The following is a 13,629-nucleotide window of genomic DNA, read 5'->3' on the forward strand; positions in this document are numbered from 1 at the left end:
ACTACAATAAGATGAATGTGAGAGAAGGAGACATTAGATGAGACAGGATATGATTGTGATTCTGGATATGGGAAGTACTGAGAATACCGTTCTGGCTCGGGCAATCCGAGACCTTGGCGTGTACAGCGAGATTCATCCGCATGACATTACGATGGAGGAGCTTGCCAGGCTTGAGAATGTGAAAGGTATCATATTGAACGGCGGCGAGAACCGTATCGTGGACGGACAGGCGGTGGAAGTAAGGCCGGAACTGTATGATTGCGGCTGCCCGGTGATGGCGGCAGACCATCCGGCTGCTAAGTGCGAACAGAAGCTCGACGCTCTTCCGGACGAAGAGACGTTAAAAGAATTTGTCTTTGGAAAGTGCAAAGCAGAAGCGAACTGGAATATGAAGAATTTTATCGAAGACCAGGTTGAATTGATTCGCCGCCAGGTCGGGGATAGGAAGGTTCTGCTCGCGCTGTCAGGCGGCGTCGATTCTTCCGTCGTGGCGGCAATGCTGCTGAAAGCTATCGGCAATCAGCTCACCTGTGTTCATGTGAACCACGGGCTGATGCGCAAACATGAATCCGAAGACGTCGTGGAAGTGTTCAAGAATCAGCTTCATGCCAATCTCGTATATGTAGACGCGACAGAAAGATTCCTCGGCAAGTTGGACGGCGTAGCCGACCCGGAGCAGAAGCGGAAAATCATAGGCGGTGAATTTATCCGGGTCTTTGAAGAGGAGGCGAGGAAACTGGACGGCATCGAATTCCTCGGCCAGGGCACTATATATCCAGATATCATCGAGAGCGGCACGAAGACCGCCAAGATGGTCAAATCACATCACAACGTAGGCGGACTGCCGGAGGACCTGCAGTTTGAACTTGTAGAGCCTCTGAAGCAGCTTTTCAAAGACGAAGTCCGCGCCTGCGGCATCGAGCTTGGCCTGCCTGCGGACATGGTATACCGTCAGCCGTTCCCGGGCCCCGGTCTTGGTGTGCGCTGCCTCGGTGCAATTACGAGAGACAGGCTGGAGGCAGTGCGGGAATCTGACGCTATTCTCCGTGAGGAATTTGCCGCAGCCGGCCTGAATGAGAAGGTATGGCAGTATTTTACCGTAGTGCCCGACTTCAAGTCTGTCGGCATGAAGAACCATGAGCGGAGCTTCGACTATATGGTAATCATCCGCGCCATCAATACGATAGACGCCATGACGGCAACAGTGGAGAAGGTGGACTGGGACGTGCTTGAGAAGATAACGGACAGGATACTGGCGGAAGTGGGGAATGTGAACAGAGTGTGCTATGACATGAGCCCGAAGCCGCCGGCGACGATCGAGTTCGAATAGTCGGCAGGGTTCCGGGAACCCGCATAAACACTAGGTTTGTCGAGGTTCATGGCCCTATTTGATAACACTGGCAAAAAGGCATTTATTCTAAGTTTGCCAGTGGTTAGCAAGTAAAAGATATTTAAACCAACGAAAAAGGTCTTACCGAATTGAGTGATATCAATTTGGCAAGACCTTTTTTGCATATTATTTTCAATGTACTTTTAAATTATTTAATATTGCTTACTTTATATCAATTTAATTAGTGCACTGTCAGAAATGATAGCAGAAGGATTATATTTTTCAATTAAGCTTTGAATAATAATTCGATTTCCAGTACTTATACGAGGACTTAATGTTATATGCATATTTTCAAAGGCTTCATCTGACAGGTGCATATCGTAGTATGATAAGGGTTGTTTTTCTGAATCAAGCCTAATTTTATTTGTAGTAATTTCAAAGTTTCTGAATAAATTTTCAATAGGCTGGTTCAAGTCTAAGGGAAGAACATTCAGTATATAACGCCATTCCCTTTGAAAAGCCCAATGCAAATTTTTGTATTTTCCAAGCTCATCTAATGCTATGGAAAATCCTTCTCCCTCATCCTTTAGTAATTGAGGATACAATTTATCTTTATCATCGGTATACTCAACCTTAAAAAGAATATTTTTATTTATTGCTTGGATTGTAAAGAACCCTTTTGAAAACATTTCAGCTAATGGGATTATACTTTGCAAAGGGGAACCATTGGAGGCATCTTGAACAGGATAACTAGTAACTTTTTGCAATTCTTCTGCCCTATTATCATATATCATGAAAGGGTTTTGGGGCAACATAATTCTAATGCCCCGTTCTAATGAAGCATACATATTCCACATTGGTATACTTTCAATCTCATTATCAGTCCAAGAACTTATATAACAAAATTGTCCAATATTTTTCAAGTCAGCAGTTTCCTTTTCCTGAAGATCATCCATTTTGTCAAGAGAGTTGAAACGGATTGTATGATTTCGCAGGATTAAAGCGAGGGTCTCTATATTTGTATAGTGGTAAAGATAATTCATAATTTGCATAAAAACTCCTTTTATTTATTTCTGGTTTCTAACTGAGGATAGGTATAACGCCACTCATCATACTCCTCTTTGGTAATCTCTCCGGTATCGAGTTTTGCAGCCTGTTTTTGCCACGCCTGAAACATATCGAACATAGAAAGATAGTCGCTACCCTTATTCTTATCCAGACGGAGGCAGGGTTCACCGTCAATCTCTCCAATATGCAGACCATAAAGGTCTTCTATGGCAAAAAGCGTATGCATGAGTCCGATATAGCTGTCTATATCGGGAACAGCCAGTGCATGGGGGGATACCTCAAAAATTTCGGCTAATGCGTTCAGATATTTTTCTTTCGGACTGCGGCTGCCCTTCTCATATTGAGCAATACGGACATCTGCCTGTGTATCACTGAAACCAAGCATCTGCCCCAGATATTTCTGTGTAAAACCATGCAGGAGCCGGAAGTGATGGATTCGTTCTCCAATAGCCATAACAATTCTCCTATCTATTCGTTGATGGATTTAGTATAGCATAAATGTATAGGAACAATCAAGACAAACCCATACAAAAAAGTTTAGAAATTTGTTTGCAACCACTTGACCAATACAAAAAAGTATAGTAATATATGACTATACAAAAAAGTATAGAACAGAAGAAAGAGAGGACGTATATGGAAAGAATGTATATGCGGGTGGATGAGGTAATGAAAGCATTAAGTGTTTCTGAATCCTATGCCTATAAACTGATACGCAAATTAAATAAAGAGCTTGCCAAAACAGGCTGTGTTACCATACCCGGACGCATTGACCGTAAATTCTTTTATGAACATTTTTACGGAACACAAAATTGCGAGAGGAGAGATTAGAAATGCCAGTTTACAAAAATGAGAAGAATGGAACTTGGTACGCTATGGTTCGTTATATGGATTGGAAAGGAGAACGGAAACAGAAGTGCCAGCGTGGATTTGCCACAAAGCGGGAGGCTCAGGACTGGGAACGGCAGTTTCAGCTACAGAAAAAAGCAGATATTGATATGACGCTGGAAGGTTTCTGTAAAATGTATGAAGCGGATGTGCGTCCCCGTTTGAAAGAAAACACATGGCTGACAAAGGAAAGTATTATCCAGAGTAAAATCCTTCCCTATTTGGGGAAACGAAAACTTTCGGAGATAACGGCAAAGGATGTGATTGACTGGCAGAATGAGATGCGAAGCCAGAAGGGAAAGACCGGGAAACCTGTTTCGCCTACCTATCTGAAAACCATTCATGGGCAGTTGAGTTCCATTTTCAATCATGCCATCCGTTATTACGATCTGAATATCAATCCGGCGAAGAAAGCAGGCACGATGGGTATGGAGGAAAGTAAGGAAATGCTGTTCTGGACAAAAGAAGAATATTTGAAATTTGCTGAAGCCATGATGGATAAGCCAATTTCATACTATGCCTTTGAAATGCTTTACTGGTGTGGTATTAGGGAAGGGAAAATGCTTGCCCTTACACCCTCAGATTTTGATTTTGAGAATCAGACTGTAATGATTAATAAGTCATATCAGAGGTTAAAGGGCAGGGATGTTATAACCACTCCGAAAACTAAGAAAAGCAACCGGGTAGTTGAAATGCCGCAGTTTCTTTCTGAGGAGATGGAGGATTGCATGAGGCTGTTTTACAGCCTGAAACCTAAAGACCGTATTTTCCCGGTGACAAAGCACTATTTATCCCATGAAATGGACAGGGGATGTAAGGAAACGGGAGTAAAGCGGATTCGGATTCACGATTTGCGCCATAGTCATGTCTCACTTCTTGTTGATATGGGATTTACTGCATTGGCAATCGGGGACAGGGTGGGGCATGAAAGTGAAAAAATCACATACCGTTATGCACATCTGTTCCCATCAAGGCAGACAGAAATGGCAGACCGCTTGAACATTGAGCGGGCAGGAAAGGAAGTAGAAAGCACTAATGGAGGAAAAGAAGTATGTCAGTAAAAGTGTTAGACCAGCAAGGACGTTGGAGAAATAAGACGGTGGCTTTCAGAGTATCACCGGAGGAAGATGAGCAAATTGAAGCGGCAGTCAGGTTGTCGGGGTTGACGAAACAAGACTATATTATTAAGCGTCTGCAAGAAAAGGATGTTGTGGTAGTGGGAAATCCAAGAGTGTACAAGGCTTTGAAAAATGAACTGGCAAGAGTGCTTGATGAATTGCAGAGGATAGATGGAGGAGGTGAGGTGTCCAGAGGTTTGATGGATACAATAGAACTGATTACGCTTACAATGCAGGGGATGAAAGATGAGAAATAAAAAGCCTTTAAGTGTCGGCAAACACCTAAAGGCAGAGACTTGGTGGAATATCCAAATCAATCTCTACAGGTATTCTACCAAAGCCTCCTGACGCTTTCAACTGGAAATGGAGGGAATTTTGGCTAATAAGAGAGCAGAAGTGAGTTTAAAACTGATTAACATGGAAACGGTGGAGGTAGAGCAGGTAGAATGGCTGCTCTATCCATTCATCCCCTATGGAAAGGTTACGATTATACAGGGTGATCCCGGCGAAGGCAAGACTACAATGGTACTTCAGGCTATTGCGAAACTGACCAAAGGGGAAAAAGTATTGCCGGATAATCCGGGGAACGAAGGTGAATTGCCGGAACATGAGACAGAGGCGGTAAATGTGATTTACCAGACCGCAGAGGACGGGTTAGGCGATACGATAAAGCCACGCTTGATTGAAGCAGGGGCAGACTGTTCAAGAGTGCTGGTCATTGATGACGGAGAACAGCCACTAACTATGATGGATAATCGGCTGGAAGAAGCGATTGTACAGACAAAAGCACGTCTAATTGTATTAGACCCCATACAGGGATTTCTTGGGTCGGAAGTGGATATGCACCGGGCGAATGAGATACGCCCATTGATGAAACGTGTGTCCGTACTGGCAGAAAAGTACCATTGTGCCATTATCCTGATTGGGCATATGAATAAAAACAGCACCGGAAAATCCTCTTACCGGGGACTTGGTTCGATTGAGTTTCAGGCTGCGGCCAGAAGCGTCCTCGTGGTTGGACGTATAAAAAATGAGCCGGAGGTCAGAGTCGTATGTCATGTGAAAAGTTCTCTGGCACCGGAGGGAAAGTCTATTGCTTTCCGATTAGATAAGGATAAGGGATTTGATTGGATAGGAGAATATGATATCGGTGCAGATGATTTGTTAAATGGAGGCAGCCGGGGGCAGAAGATAAAAGAGGCAAAGGAGTTCTTGTTAGAGACACTTGCGGAAGGTGCAGTAGAGCAGAATATGGTTGTCCAGGAGGCGGAAAAAAGAGGAATTAAGGGGAAAACCCTCTGGAATGCAAAGAAAGCTCTGAGGGTGCAGTCTATAAAGCCGGGAGGTCATTGGTCATGGAAATTGCCAGAGGAGTAAATGAAGATGGCAAGATTACCATTTTCTTAGGAATAGGTAATCTTGCCATCTTGAAAGGAGCCAAATTTGAAAAATGTACAGATAACTTATGAGTTGTTCGTGGCGTTGGTACAGTATCATCTGATGGGGAATGACGACTGTATAGACACAATTCAGCAAGGGTTAGAGAAAAAATTGGATCCGTTGGTGCTTCATGATCTGTATGCAAGGTCAAAAACAGCGCATACAGGAGAAGAACGTGAAAAAGCCAGACAGGAATATCTGGTTAGGCGTGGTGTGAGAGATAGCTTTCGTTGGTAGTTTTTCCTGATTATGACAGACAGGAACGTGTCACGTTCCTGTAGATAACAGACAAGGAGAAAGGTTGAACTCGATGATTATTCAACCGAAATGGGGAACACGCAATGTAAACCATATTTTTATGAGAGTGAAGCCCGGAGGATTGCCGCACTTAACGAAGTCTTTGGCGATGTAGAACTGACTGCTGCAGAGATGCGGACGCTCGTATGGCTGGTGGGATGGGAGGACAGTATGACGGCAAATCTGCTTTCGGCTATCCGTAAAGTAACGGTGGTGGAAATAAAGCGGATGGGACAGCCGCACCGTCCGTAGGACGGAAAGGCCTCCGTTCCGCTTCGGTCGGTGCAGAACAGACGTCCCCCGGACGTCTTGCACCCCGGCAGGGCGCAAAGGCAGCTTTTGATGGACGGAACGGCTGTCAAAAGTGCTTTTATATTACTTTCGGGAAAGTAACAAAGCCTTGTGCCGTATCCGGCGCTGATTTGATAAATGGAAGGAGGGAAAAGCCTATTGAAAAGGACGATTAGTGTTATGGTAGGAAAAGGTTCTGCCAATCACAACAGTAGAAAATTTCATGCAAAGAATACAGACCCGGAGCGAAGTGATTTAAATATAGAATACTACAATGAGAACATACGGGAGATATACCATGAACTGTTTGACGAAGCCCTTGCCCGGTACAATAACAAGCAGAAACGAAGTGATCGCCTGATTGATGATTACTATGAAAAAATTTTATCCAGTAAGCAGGAAAAGACATTCCATGAAATTATTTTGCAGATAGGCAATAAGGCTGATATGGGTGCAAAGACAGAAGACGGACGGCTTGCTGCAAAGATACTGGACGAATATATGAGCGGTTTCAGGGAACGGAATCCAACACTTAGAGTATTTTCGGCACATCTCCACATGGACGAAGCCACACCCCATCTGCATATTGATTTTGTGCCGTTTACGACAGGGAGCAAGCGGGGACTGGAAACAAGGGTATCACTGAAACAGGCGTTGGCAACCCTTGGGTTTTGGGGCGGTACAAGGAGTGAAACGGAGTGGAATCAATGGGTAGCCGCTGAAAAGAAACAGCTTGCTGCCGTTATGCTGCAGCATGGTATTGAATGGGAGCAGAAGGGAACGCATGAGAAGCATTTGTCTGTTCTTGATTTTGAGAAAAAGGAGCGGGCAAAGGAAGTAGCGGAGTTGGAGGTAAAGAAATCAGAATTGCAGGAAGAAAATGCTGCTTTTGAGGAAATCAATGAAACTATTCAGGAACAGTTGACAGGGATTGATGAAGAAATTCATTCACTGCAGAGTGATTTAGAGCAATCCCGCCAAGAAGCGGAGAAGGCACAGAAGCAAGTGGATAAGTATCAAAAACGTATGAATGAGCTGGCTCCGATGGTAAAGAACATGGAGCGGTTGGCGGCTGAGTTTTCCACTGACCCGGAGCAGGCACTTCCAGAAGTTGCAATCATGGAATCAGCGAAGTCATATCGGGAGAAGAAAGCCAAACCAATCGTGGCAAAACTGGTTCAAATCCTACGGTCTGTATATTCTGCATATTTGGATATTTCCAGTAAATTTGAAAAGTTACAACCAGCTTATTACAGAGAGCGGAGCGGAAACGAGCGGCTTACAAATAGGCTGGAAGAAGTCTTGGGAGAAAACAGCGATTTGCAGATGGCAGCGGCAGATTTGGGGCGTGTAAAAGCGGTATTTGGTTCTCGGCAGGTGGAGGATGCCATTAGCTGGGCAAAACAGCAGGAACAGCCCAAAAAGGAAACAAGCGTCAGGAAACGTCTGGAACAGGCAAAGGAAAATGTGGAAATACGTGAAAACAGGAAACATAATAAGAAGTCAAAAAACAGAGATATGGAAAGGTAGGAAATGTGATGAAAAAGCAAAATTACGATGTAAACAATGGATTGAGTTATACGCTGTATGGGGACTATTATTTGCCAGATTTGGCGTTACCAGAGGAAGAAAAACCTACTTATGGGAAATATGGTATGTTACGCCGGACATTCCTTAAAGAACATAGAAAGGGGCTGTACATGTCGATGTTCCTGCAGGGCAAGATGGTGGAACATTTGAATCAAATAGACCGGGCGGCAACTGAGAGAATGGAACTGTTGGTAGTGAAGATGACAGAGCGGCAAGGCGTGACGGAGCGGTTAAAAGCGGAAGATCAGTTATTGTGGGTAGGGATGATGAATAACATTAGAAGCGCTGCTGAGGAAATAGTGCTAAAGGAACTGATATATGTATAAATAATGGAAAGAAAACTTAGGGAAGACAAAAGGCTCGCTGATTCTATGCAGTGAGCCTTTTGTCTATAAATCGGGATATTTCTTAATATCTTCTTTTGTTGGTATGCCATCAAGCAGATAAGAATAGGATACGCCGAAAAACTCGGAAAAAGCCTTGATTTCAAAATCACTGACATATCGACTATTGGTCTCAATTCTGGTAATGAGGTTTTTGTCTACATTAAAACCTTCCAACTGTAATTTATCGGCTAAATCACGTTGGGAAAAACCACAGAGATTCCTTAATTTTATCAGCCGAGAAGCAATGATATTTTTCTCCTGATCATGTGTGCGAAGTTTCTTCATTTTTCCCCCTTATGCTACAATGATTTGTATCAGTTTTTGCACTTTTTCTTGATTTTACTATTGAAAAGTCTTATAATCGGTTGTAAAAGTGAGACAAGAGGAGGGAAATATGAAATGAAGAAAATGGATAAGGAATTCAAACAGTTGCTCTATGATTTGATGAACGGATCTCTGGACTTGGAGAACAATGCAATAGAGGAGAACAGATACGTTGAGAATGAATTTTCAGAGGGAAAAGTGTGCCAGATTGCATATGCTAAGATTCTGGATGCTTATCAGCGGATATGCGAAAGACTGGGAGTTGGCGAAGAAGATAAAGACATTGAAGTTATTATGAATAACTTTAATACAATTTTGAAACATCTCTGCATGAAAATGTACGATTATGGCTGCTTCTTCTCGCAGCCGTCTATTAAGTAATCATAGGAAACATGGAATATTTCAGTTAAGGCTTTCAGTTCTAAATCAGTTACATATCTTTTGTTTGTTTCTATGCGGGTAATGACATTTTTATCCATATCAAATCCGGCTAATTGTAGTTGGCGGGCAAGGTCACGCTGGGAAAGATGATGTTCTTTCCTTAATTCCTTTAGGTGCAGTCCTATTAGATTTTTCTCTCCGGTTTTAGTGCGTGGTTTTGGCATAAGTGAATCCCCCGTTTCTTGTATCATAATTTGCACTTTAAGTCTATCGTAGAACTGCGCCTTGACTGGTTGTAAAAGTGAGACAAAAGGAGAGCGTATGAAAAGAATTTTGATTGTGGTGCTATTTATAGTGTTGTTGAGTGGTTGTGCGGAGAAGGAGCAGGAAGGAAGTTCTTCTATTGTTGTGACAGCAGGAGGGGAGACGGTTTCGGCATATCGTGATGGGGAGGATGTGACGGACGAGAGGCTGGCGTTGGAGGAACAGACAGAAACGGCGGTTAGTAAGTTCTTGAACCGGGAGAGGGAGGAGCTGGAGTTTGATATGTTTTGTATGCTGGAGCAGGATGGTATGACGATTGAGGTTATAGTGGACGGGGTGTCGTATACGTTTACTTGTAGTATGCAGGGGGATATAATTGGTGTGGGGAGGACGGATGGGGAGCGGTTTGATTTGAGGGGAGAATAAGAAGGTATAAAATATAGTGCAATAAGAAGAGAATATTGTTGATTAATAATGCCTGAAAATGTTATATAAAAGAAAATCATATCTATCACTTTTTAGAGAAAAGTGGTATAATTTGAGCATGTGTATTCAGTACGAATATAAATTAGCCATGTGGTAACATTTATTGTTTTAATTATTCTAATAAGAATTTGAAAAATACTAAAGGCAAGAAATAGTGAGAGGTATTGAAATGGGCATATCGGACATATTGGATTCTTATAGTAAAGAATATTGGGATTTTAAAAATGCGAAAAATGAGGGGATTCATAAAATTGCAAATTATCCAGCGCCAATGGTTGCACCAATGCAACATGAGTTATTACAGTTGTTAGTAAATGAAAACCCCGATTATCGCAGGCTACTCGATCCCTTTCATGGTACAGGGGTGACACTTGTGGAAGGACAAGAAGTAGGGCTGGATGTGTTTGGAATAGATATAAATCCGTATGCTCATATTATTTCATTAGCCAAATTAGAAAAGTATAATCCTATAGAAGTTGAAAAAATAAATGAAAGAGTTTTAAGTCGTATCGTTCAGCTTAAAGCTAGAGGAAATTGGGAGAAGCACTCATTTGAAAATATAAATAAATGGTTTAGGCGAGATGTGATAGAGGATTTAAGCATAATAAGAACCGCTATAAAAAAAGAAACCGATAAAAGTGTTAAACATTACTATTGGTTATGTTTTGGCGAAATAGTAAAAAAGTATAGCAATACACGCACATCCACATTTAAATTGCATGCTAAAGAAGCCGAAAAGATAAATGCGATGGAAAATCATATTTTTGCGGATTTTCAGAACAAAATTTGTGAAACTTATAAGTTAATAGGATATCCTGCATTGGGGGATTTTCAATTAGAATGTGGGGATTCTAATATGATTATGAAAAAAATGGATAGCGAATCTTTTGATATAATATGTACTTCTCCACCATATGGGGATAATGGAACAACGGTAACATATGGGCAGTTTTCAACACTGCAATTATTATGGATTGATAATTCTGATTTTAGATATGATATTTCATGTATTGATAATTTCTCTCGCTTAGATTCTCTCAGTTTAGGGGGAACACTATCGAGAAATAATGCATTTTACTGTTCGCCATTAGTAACTCAATACATAGAAAAGATTTCACCGCACAAGCGTAAAAAAATAATACAATTTTACTCCGATTATGAAAATTCCTTTCGGACTATGGCGAGACTGTTGAAAGGCGGGGGGAGCATGGTTTTAACATTAGGAAATAGAAAAGTTGATGGGATTGAGTTTCCGTTTTCTGGAATAAATATAGACCTTGCAGAACAGTATAACATGAAGGTTGAATATGTGATTACAAGGAATATAATTAATAAAAGAATGCCACGAAGAGTTTCAAGACTTTCAGATGGGCAATCAGTAAGTTCTATGTCGAAAGAAACTACACTATTATTAAAAAAGGGATGCTAAAGATGAGAGAGATAGAAGCAGGTATTTTAGAGGGGAAGTATGAAGATATTTTAGCAGCGGTGCAAAGTCCGGTTATTGCTTTGACAGAATTGATAAAAAATGCAGCAGATTCTTGTCTGAATAAGGAAGATCCAATAACAGTAAAGATAGATTCGGCAAATAAGATTATTGAAATAATTGATACTGGTGAAGGAATTAGTGAATATGAATTACAGAATTTAGGGAGAGCTGGATATTCGTCAAAAATGGTTGGAAATAAAACCACATCACCTATTAATAATCCTTTAACGGGAAGTAAGGGATTAGGTTTGTTGACAGCATTTTTTATATCTGATTCGCTGGAAATAAGAACTTTTTCTACAGTTGACCAAAAAACATATTATGTAAAGTGGGCAAAAGGTGAACAGAAGTATACTTATGAAGAAATTGAGGAAAAAATAGTAGGGACAACAATCCTGTTAAAAAATATAGATGATGAAAAATTAAAGATGATTTTATTACCAGAAGAAAAAGTTAAATTGTTTATGACATCACTTAGATTTTTTACGAACGCGCCCCAATTACCAAAAATACGGTTGATGATTGACGGATTAGAAGAATGCTACTACCCGATTGAAACTTTAGAAGAATTCTATGACAAAAATAGAAGAGATGATTTGGGTTTTATTGCAAAAGCAACATTTACATATAATGCTAATAAAATAGTGTTGTCATATGAAGACAATATATCGGGATTTTATAATTTTGATAATAAAGTAATTGATTTAGAAGATAGAAATAGTGTAAATAAGTTTGCTTTAGACATAAATATGCCGGACAAAGGGATAGTGCCTATAAGAAAGATAGGTGAATCGGAAGTATTTGACGAAGTATTTAGGGATGTTTCTGTACCAGCATTTTCGGGAGTGTTTTATACATGGAGAAATAAGAAAGATGAAAAATTAGAGCAATGGCCAGTGGGGGTGCGAATTTACATTAATGATTATAGTTTATATAGATATCTGGATAAAGATAATGATTGGTTAAATTTATCGGAAATAAGTCAGAATGTAAAAGCTACAAATTATAAATTGAAAAACACATATGGATATTTGGATATTGATGGCTATAATGAAAATCAAGAAAGTTTAAAGATATCTAAGGAACGCAATGATTTTGTTGATTCACTTTCTCAGAGAAAACTCATGAAAATAATGCGGGAAGTAATTATGGTTGCGTTCACTCGAATAGATATGGCAGTAAAAAAACCACCTATTAAATCACTGGCTCTTAGAGATAGTAATGTAACAGTGCGCATGGGAGAAAAAATAGCTTTAGCAAGCCATATAATGTGTAACCACATTGGACTAAATGACATACAAGTATCGTATGATAAAACAGTATTATCTATGGATGAAGATTGGAATATTAGTTGCAAGAAACCTGGTACTTATGAGGTTGACCTATCATATGACGGAAAAGTTGTTAAGATAAAATTAAATTATAAAGAAAAAGTACCAGAATTTGCTCTTACAAAAGATTCTATTGTAGTATATAAAGGAAATACTGTTAATTTGCGAGATTATATTACACGGGACAAATGCAAAGACCTATCAGTTGAAGATATTGAGATTACACCACAAGCACAGTCTACTATAATTACAAATGACTATTTTACTAAAGACAATATGATAGGAAGTCATGTAGTATTATATAGATATGGTGATTTTCAGCGAACAATGAACATTAAGGTGAGGGAGATAGAGAAGCAGCCAGGTGGGGGTGCAAAATCACCACGTATTGATGCCCTTTTTACAAATTTAGATTTACTACAGAGTAAGTCGTTTAAGATACCAGAACTGATTGAGGGTATATCAAAACACTATTTAGAGTCACCTACTTTATGTATGGCGGCTATTCGTATATTAATTGAATCCTCATGTAAGACTTTCTTTCAATTACTAAAAGATGAAGAAAATCATTTTAGCTTTCCGAGTTTGGTTAGTAGAACTATGAATTTGCAAAGTTGTAATAAAGACGCTCCTGATTATAAAACTTATATTGAAGGGAAAGACAAAAAATTTATAGAACAATTTGTAAAGATTTCCAGTCGGTATAATATAAAGTTATCAAAGGATGTTAAAACAAATATAAATAATCATTTGGATGCAATAGATTTAGATATGTTTGTACATAATCCTTTAGCGGTTGCGTCTGATATAACCGTATATAAGTCAATGCAGATTTTTTCGCCGTTATTAAACTATATTTATGAAGTATTGTTGATTGAAGAGTAGTAATACCAGTGAACATATCAAGTTTGAGTGACATTGAATCTATGCAAATTATTAAAGGGTAGCC

At 40.1% G+C, this 13,629-nt stretch carries 16 protein-coding genes; 12 read left to right on the top strand and 4 right to left on the bottom strand.

What is annotated here, in order from left to right; all coding sequences use genetic code 11:
• Positions 1-37: 37 nt before the first annotated feature.
• Positions 38-1,330: a glutamine-hydrolyzing GMP synthase gene (gene guaA, locus HMPREF0980_RS01085; protein ID WP_049727318.1), complete on the top strand. Its 1,293-nt coding sequence runs from the start codon at positions 38-40 to the stop codon at positions 1,328-1,330.
• A 227-nt stretch (positions 1,331-1,557) separates the two neighbouring features.
• Here guaA and HMPREF0980_RS01090 read toward each other — a convergent pair whose 3' ends face one another.
• Together HMPREF0980_RS01090 and HMPREF0980_RS01095 are read right to left on the bottom strand one after the other, a co-directional pair.
• Positions 1,558-2,382, bottom strand: coding sequence for a DUF2971 domain-containing protein (locus HMPREF0980_RS01090; protein WP_049727319.1), 825 nt, complete (start codon positions 2,380-2,382; stop codon positions 1,558-1,560).
• An 11-nt stretch (positions 2,383-2,393) separates the two neighbouring features.
• The gene (locus tag HMPREF0980_RS01095) at positions 2,394-2,852 is read right to left on the bottom strand and encodes a helix-turn-helix domain-containing protein (protein WP_049727320.1); all 459 of its coding nucleotides are present in this window, start codon (positions 2,850-2,852) and stop codon (positions 2,394-2,396) included.
• A 179-nt stretch (positions 2,853-3,031) separates the two neighbouring features.
• On the opposite strand from HMPREF0980_RS01095, the gene HMPREF0980_RS01100 reads away from it, so the two are divergent.
• The 7 genes from HMPREF0980_RS01100 (at position 3,032) to HMPREF0980_RS01135 (ending at position 8,345) form a co-directional block, all read left to right on the top strand.
• A complete protein-coding gene (locus tag HMPREF0980_RS01100) occupies positions 3,032-3,226 on the top strand; it encodes a hypothetical protein (protein ID WP_049727321.1) in 195 nt (64 codons plus the stop codon).
• 2 nt (positions 3,227-3,228) lie between these two features.
• The gene (locus HMPREF0980_RS01105; RefSeq protein ID WP_049727322.1) at positions 3,229-4,344 is read left to right on the top strand and encodes a site-specific integrase; all 1,116 of its coding nucleotides are present in this window, start codon (positions 3,229-3,231) and stop codon (positions 4,342-4,344) included.
• A complete protein-coding gene (locus HMPREF0980_RS01110) occupies positions 4,335-4,658 on the top strand; it encodes a plasmid mobilization protein (RefSeq protein ID WP_049727323.1) in 324 nt (107 codons plus the stop codon). The genes HMPREF0980_RS01105 and HMPREF0980_RS01110 overlap by 10 nt, the downstream gene beginning before the upstream one ends.
• A 106-nt stretch (positions 4,659-4,764) precedes the next feature.
• Positions 4,765-5,778 carry an AAA family ATPase gene (locus HMPREF0980_RS01115; RefSeq protein ID WP_049727324.1) on the top strand — a complete coding sequence of 338 codons (1,014 nt, stop codon included), beginning with the start codon at positions 4,765-4,767 and terminating at the stop codon, positions 5,776-5,778.
• Positions 5,779-6,168: 390 nt separating this feature from the next.
• Positions 6,169-6,390, top strand: coding sequence for a hypothetical protein (locus HMPREF0980_RS01125; protein ID WP_242847316.1), 222 nt, complete (start codon positions 6,169-6,171; stop codon positions 6,388-6,390).
• A 219-nt stretch (positions 6,391-6,609) separates the two neighbouring features.
• On the top strand, positions 6,610-7,959 hold the full coding sequence (locus tag HMPREF0980_RS01130; protein WP_049727326.1) for a plasmid recombination protein: 1,350 nt from the start codon (positions 6,610-6,612) through the stop codon (positions 7,957-7,959).
• Positions 7,960-7,967: 8 nt separating this feature from the next.
• Positions 7,968-8,345: a TnpV protein gene (locus tag HMPREF0980_RS01135; RefSeq protein WP_049727327.1), complete on the top strand. Its 378-nt coding sequence runs from the start codon at positions 7,968-7,970 to the stop codon at positions 8,343-8,345.
• 63 nt (positions 8,346-8,408) lie between these two features.
• On the opposite strand, the gene HMPREF0980_RS01140 is transcribed toward HMPREF0980_RS01135, so the two are convergent.
• Positions 8,409-8,690 carry a helix-turn-helix domain-containing protein gene (locus HMPREF0980_RS01140; RefSeq protein ID WP_049727328.1) on the bottom strand — a complete coding sequence of 94 codons (282 nt, stop codon included), beginning with the start codon at positions 8,688-8,690 and terminating at the stop codon, positions 8,409-8,411.
• 114 nt (positions 8,691-8,804) lie between these two features.
• On the opposite strand from HMPREF0980_RS01140, the gene HMPREF0980_RS01145 reads away from it, so the two are divergent.
• On the top strand, positions 8,805-9,110 hold the full coding sequence (locus tag HMPREF0980_RS01145) for a hypothetical protein (RefSeq protein WP_049727329.1): 306 nt from the start codon (positions 8,805-8,807) through the stop codon (positions 9,108-9,110).
• Here HMPREF0980_RS01145 and HMPREF0980_RS18435 read toward each other — a convergent pair.
• Positions 9,074-9,334, bottom strand: coding sequence for a helix-turn-helix domain-containing protein (locus tag HMPREF0980_RS18435; protein WP_084002609.1), 261 nt, complete (start codon positions 9,332-9,334; stop codon positions 9,074-9,076). The genes HMPREF0980_RS01145 and HMPREF0980_RS18435 overlap by 37 nt on opposite strands.
• 97 nt (positions 9,335-9,431) lie before the next feature.
• Between HMPREF0980_RS18435 and HMPREF0980_RS01150 the strand changes: the two genes are divergently transcribed.
• The 3 genes from HMPREF0980_RS01150 to HMPREF0980_RS01160 all read left to right on the top strand — a co-directional run bounded on the left by HMPREF0980_RS01150 (position 9,432) and on the right by HMPREF0980_RS01160 (position 13,565).
• Positions 9,432-9,800: a putative periplasmic lipoprotein gene (locus HMPREF0980_RS01150; protein WP_049727330.1), complete on the top strand. Its 369-nt coding sequence runs from the start codon at positions 9,432-9,434 to the stop codon at positions 9,798-9,800.
• Positions 9,801-10,029: 229 nt separating this feature from the next.
• Positions 10,030-11,289, top strand: a complete 1,260-nt coding sequence (locus HMPREF0980_RS01155; RefSeq protein WP_049727331.1) for a TRM11 family methyltransferase — start codon at positions 10,030-10,032, stop codon at positions 11,287-11,289.
• Positions 11,290-11,291: 2 nt separating this feature from the next.
• Complete coding sequence (locus HMPREF0980_RS01160) at positions 11,292-13,565, top strand: ATP-binding protein (protein WP_049727332.1); 2,274 nt, start codon at positions 11,292-11,294, stop codon at positions 13,563-13,565.
• Positions 13,566-13,629 lie beyond the last annotated feature (64 nt).

The sequence above is a fragment of the Dorea sp. D27 genome, assembly GCF_001185345.1.
In the GTDB taxonomy this organism is placed as follows: Bacteria; Bacillota; Clostridia; order Lachnospirales; family Lachnospiraceae; genus Extibacter.

Bases quoted from the DNA above. Each gene is read 5' to 3' on its own strand.
- HMPREF0980_RS01140 (WP_049727328.1), bottom strand. From the start codon at position 8,690: ATGAAGAAACTTCGCACACATGATCAGGAGAAAAATATCATTGCTTCT.
- HMPREF0980_RS01155 (WP_049727331.1), top strand. From the start codon at position 10,030: ATGGGCATATCGGACATATTGGATTCTTATAGTAAAGAATATTGGGAT.
- HMPREF0980_RS01095 (WP_049727320.1), bottom strand. From the start codon at position 2,852: ATGGCTATTGGAGAACGAATCCATCACTTCCGGCTCCTGCATGGTTTT.
- HMPREF0980_RS01125 (WP_242847316.1), top strand. From the start codon at position 6,169: ATGGGGAACACGCAATGTAAACCATATTTTTATGAGAGTGAAGCCCGG.
- HMPREF0980_RS01110 (WP_049727323.1), top strand. From the start codon at position 4,335: ATGTCAGTAAAAGTGTTAGACCAGCAAGGACGTTGGAGAAATAAGACG.
- HMPREF0980_RS01105 (WP_049727322.1), top strand. From the start codon at position 3,229: ATGCCAGTTTACAAAAATGAGAAGAATGGAACTTGGTACGCTATGGTT.
- HMPREF0980_RS01145 (WP_049727329.1), top strand. From the start codon at position 8,805: ATGAAGAAAATGGATAAGGAATTCAAACAGTTGCTCTATGATTTGATG.
- HMPREF0980_RS18435 (WP_084002609.1), bottom strand. From the start codon at position 9,334: ATGCCAAAACCACGCACTAAAACCGGAGAGAAAAATCTAATAGGACTG.
- HMPREF0980_RS01150 (WP_049727330.1), top strand. From the start codon at position 9,432: ATGAAAAGAATTTTGATTGTGGTGCTATTTATAGTGTTGTTGAGTGGT.
- HMPREF0980_RS01130 (WP_049727326.1), top strand. From the start codon at position 6,610: ATGGTAGGAAAAGGTTCTGCCAATCACAACAGTAGAAAATTTCATGCA.
- HMPREF0980_RS01115 (WP_049727324.1), top strand. From the start codon at position 4,765: ATGGAGGGAATTTTGGCTAATAAGAGAGCAGAAGTGAGTTTAAAACTG.
- HMPREF0980_RS01135 (WP_049727327.1), top strand. From the start codon at position 7,968: ATGAAAAAGCAAAATTACGATGTAAACAATGGATTGAGTTATACGCTG.
- HMPREF0980_RS01100 (WP_049727321.1), top strand. From the start codon at position 3,032: ATGGAAAGAATGTATATGCGGGTGGATGAGGTAATGAAAGCATTAAGT.
- guaA (WP_049727318.1), top strand. From the start codon at position 38: ATGAGACAGGATATGATTGTGATTCTGGATATGGGAAGTACTGAGAAT.
- HMPREF0980_RS01090 (WP_049727319.1), bottom strand. From the start codon at position 2,382: ATGCAAATTATGAATTATCTTTACCACTATACAAATATAGAGACCCTC.
- HMPREF0980_RS01160 (WP_049727332.1), top strand. From the start codon at position 11,292: ATGAGAGAGATAGAAGCAGGTATTTTAGAGGGGAAGTATGAAGATATT.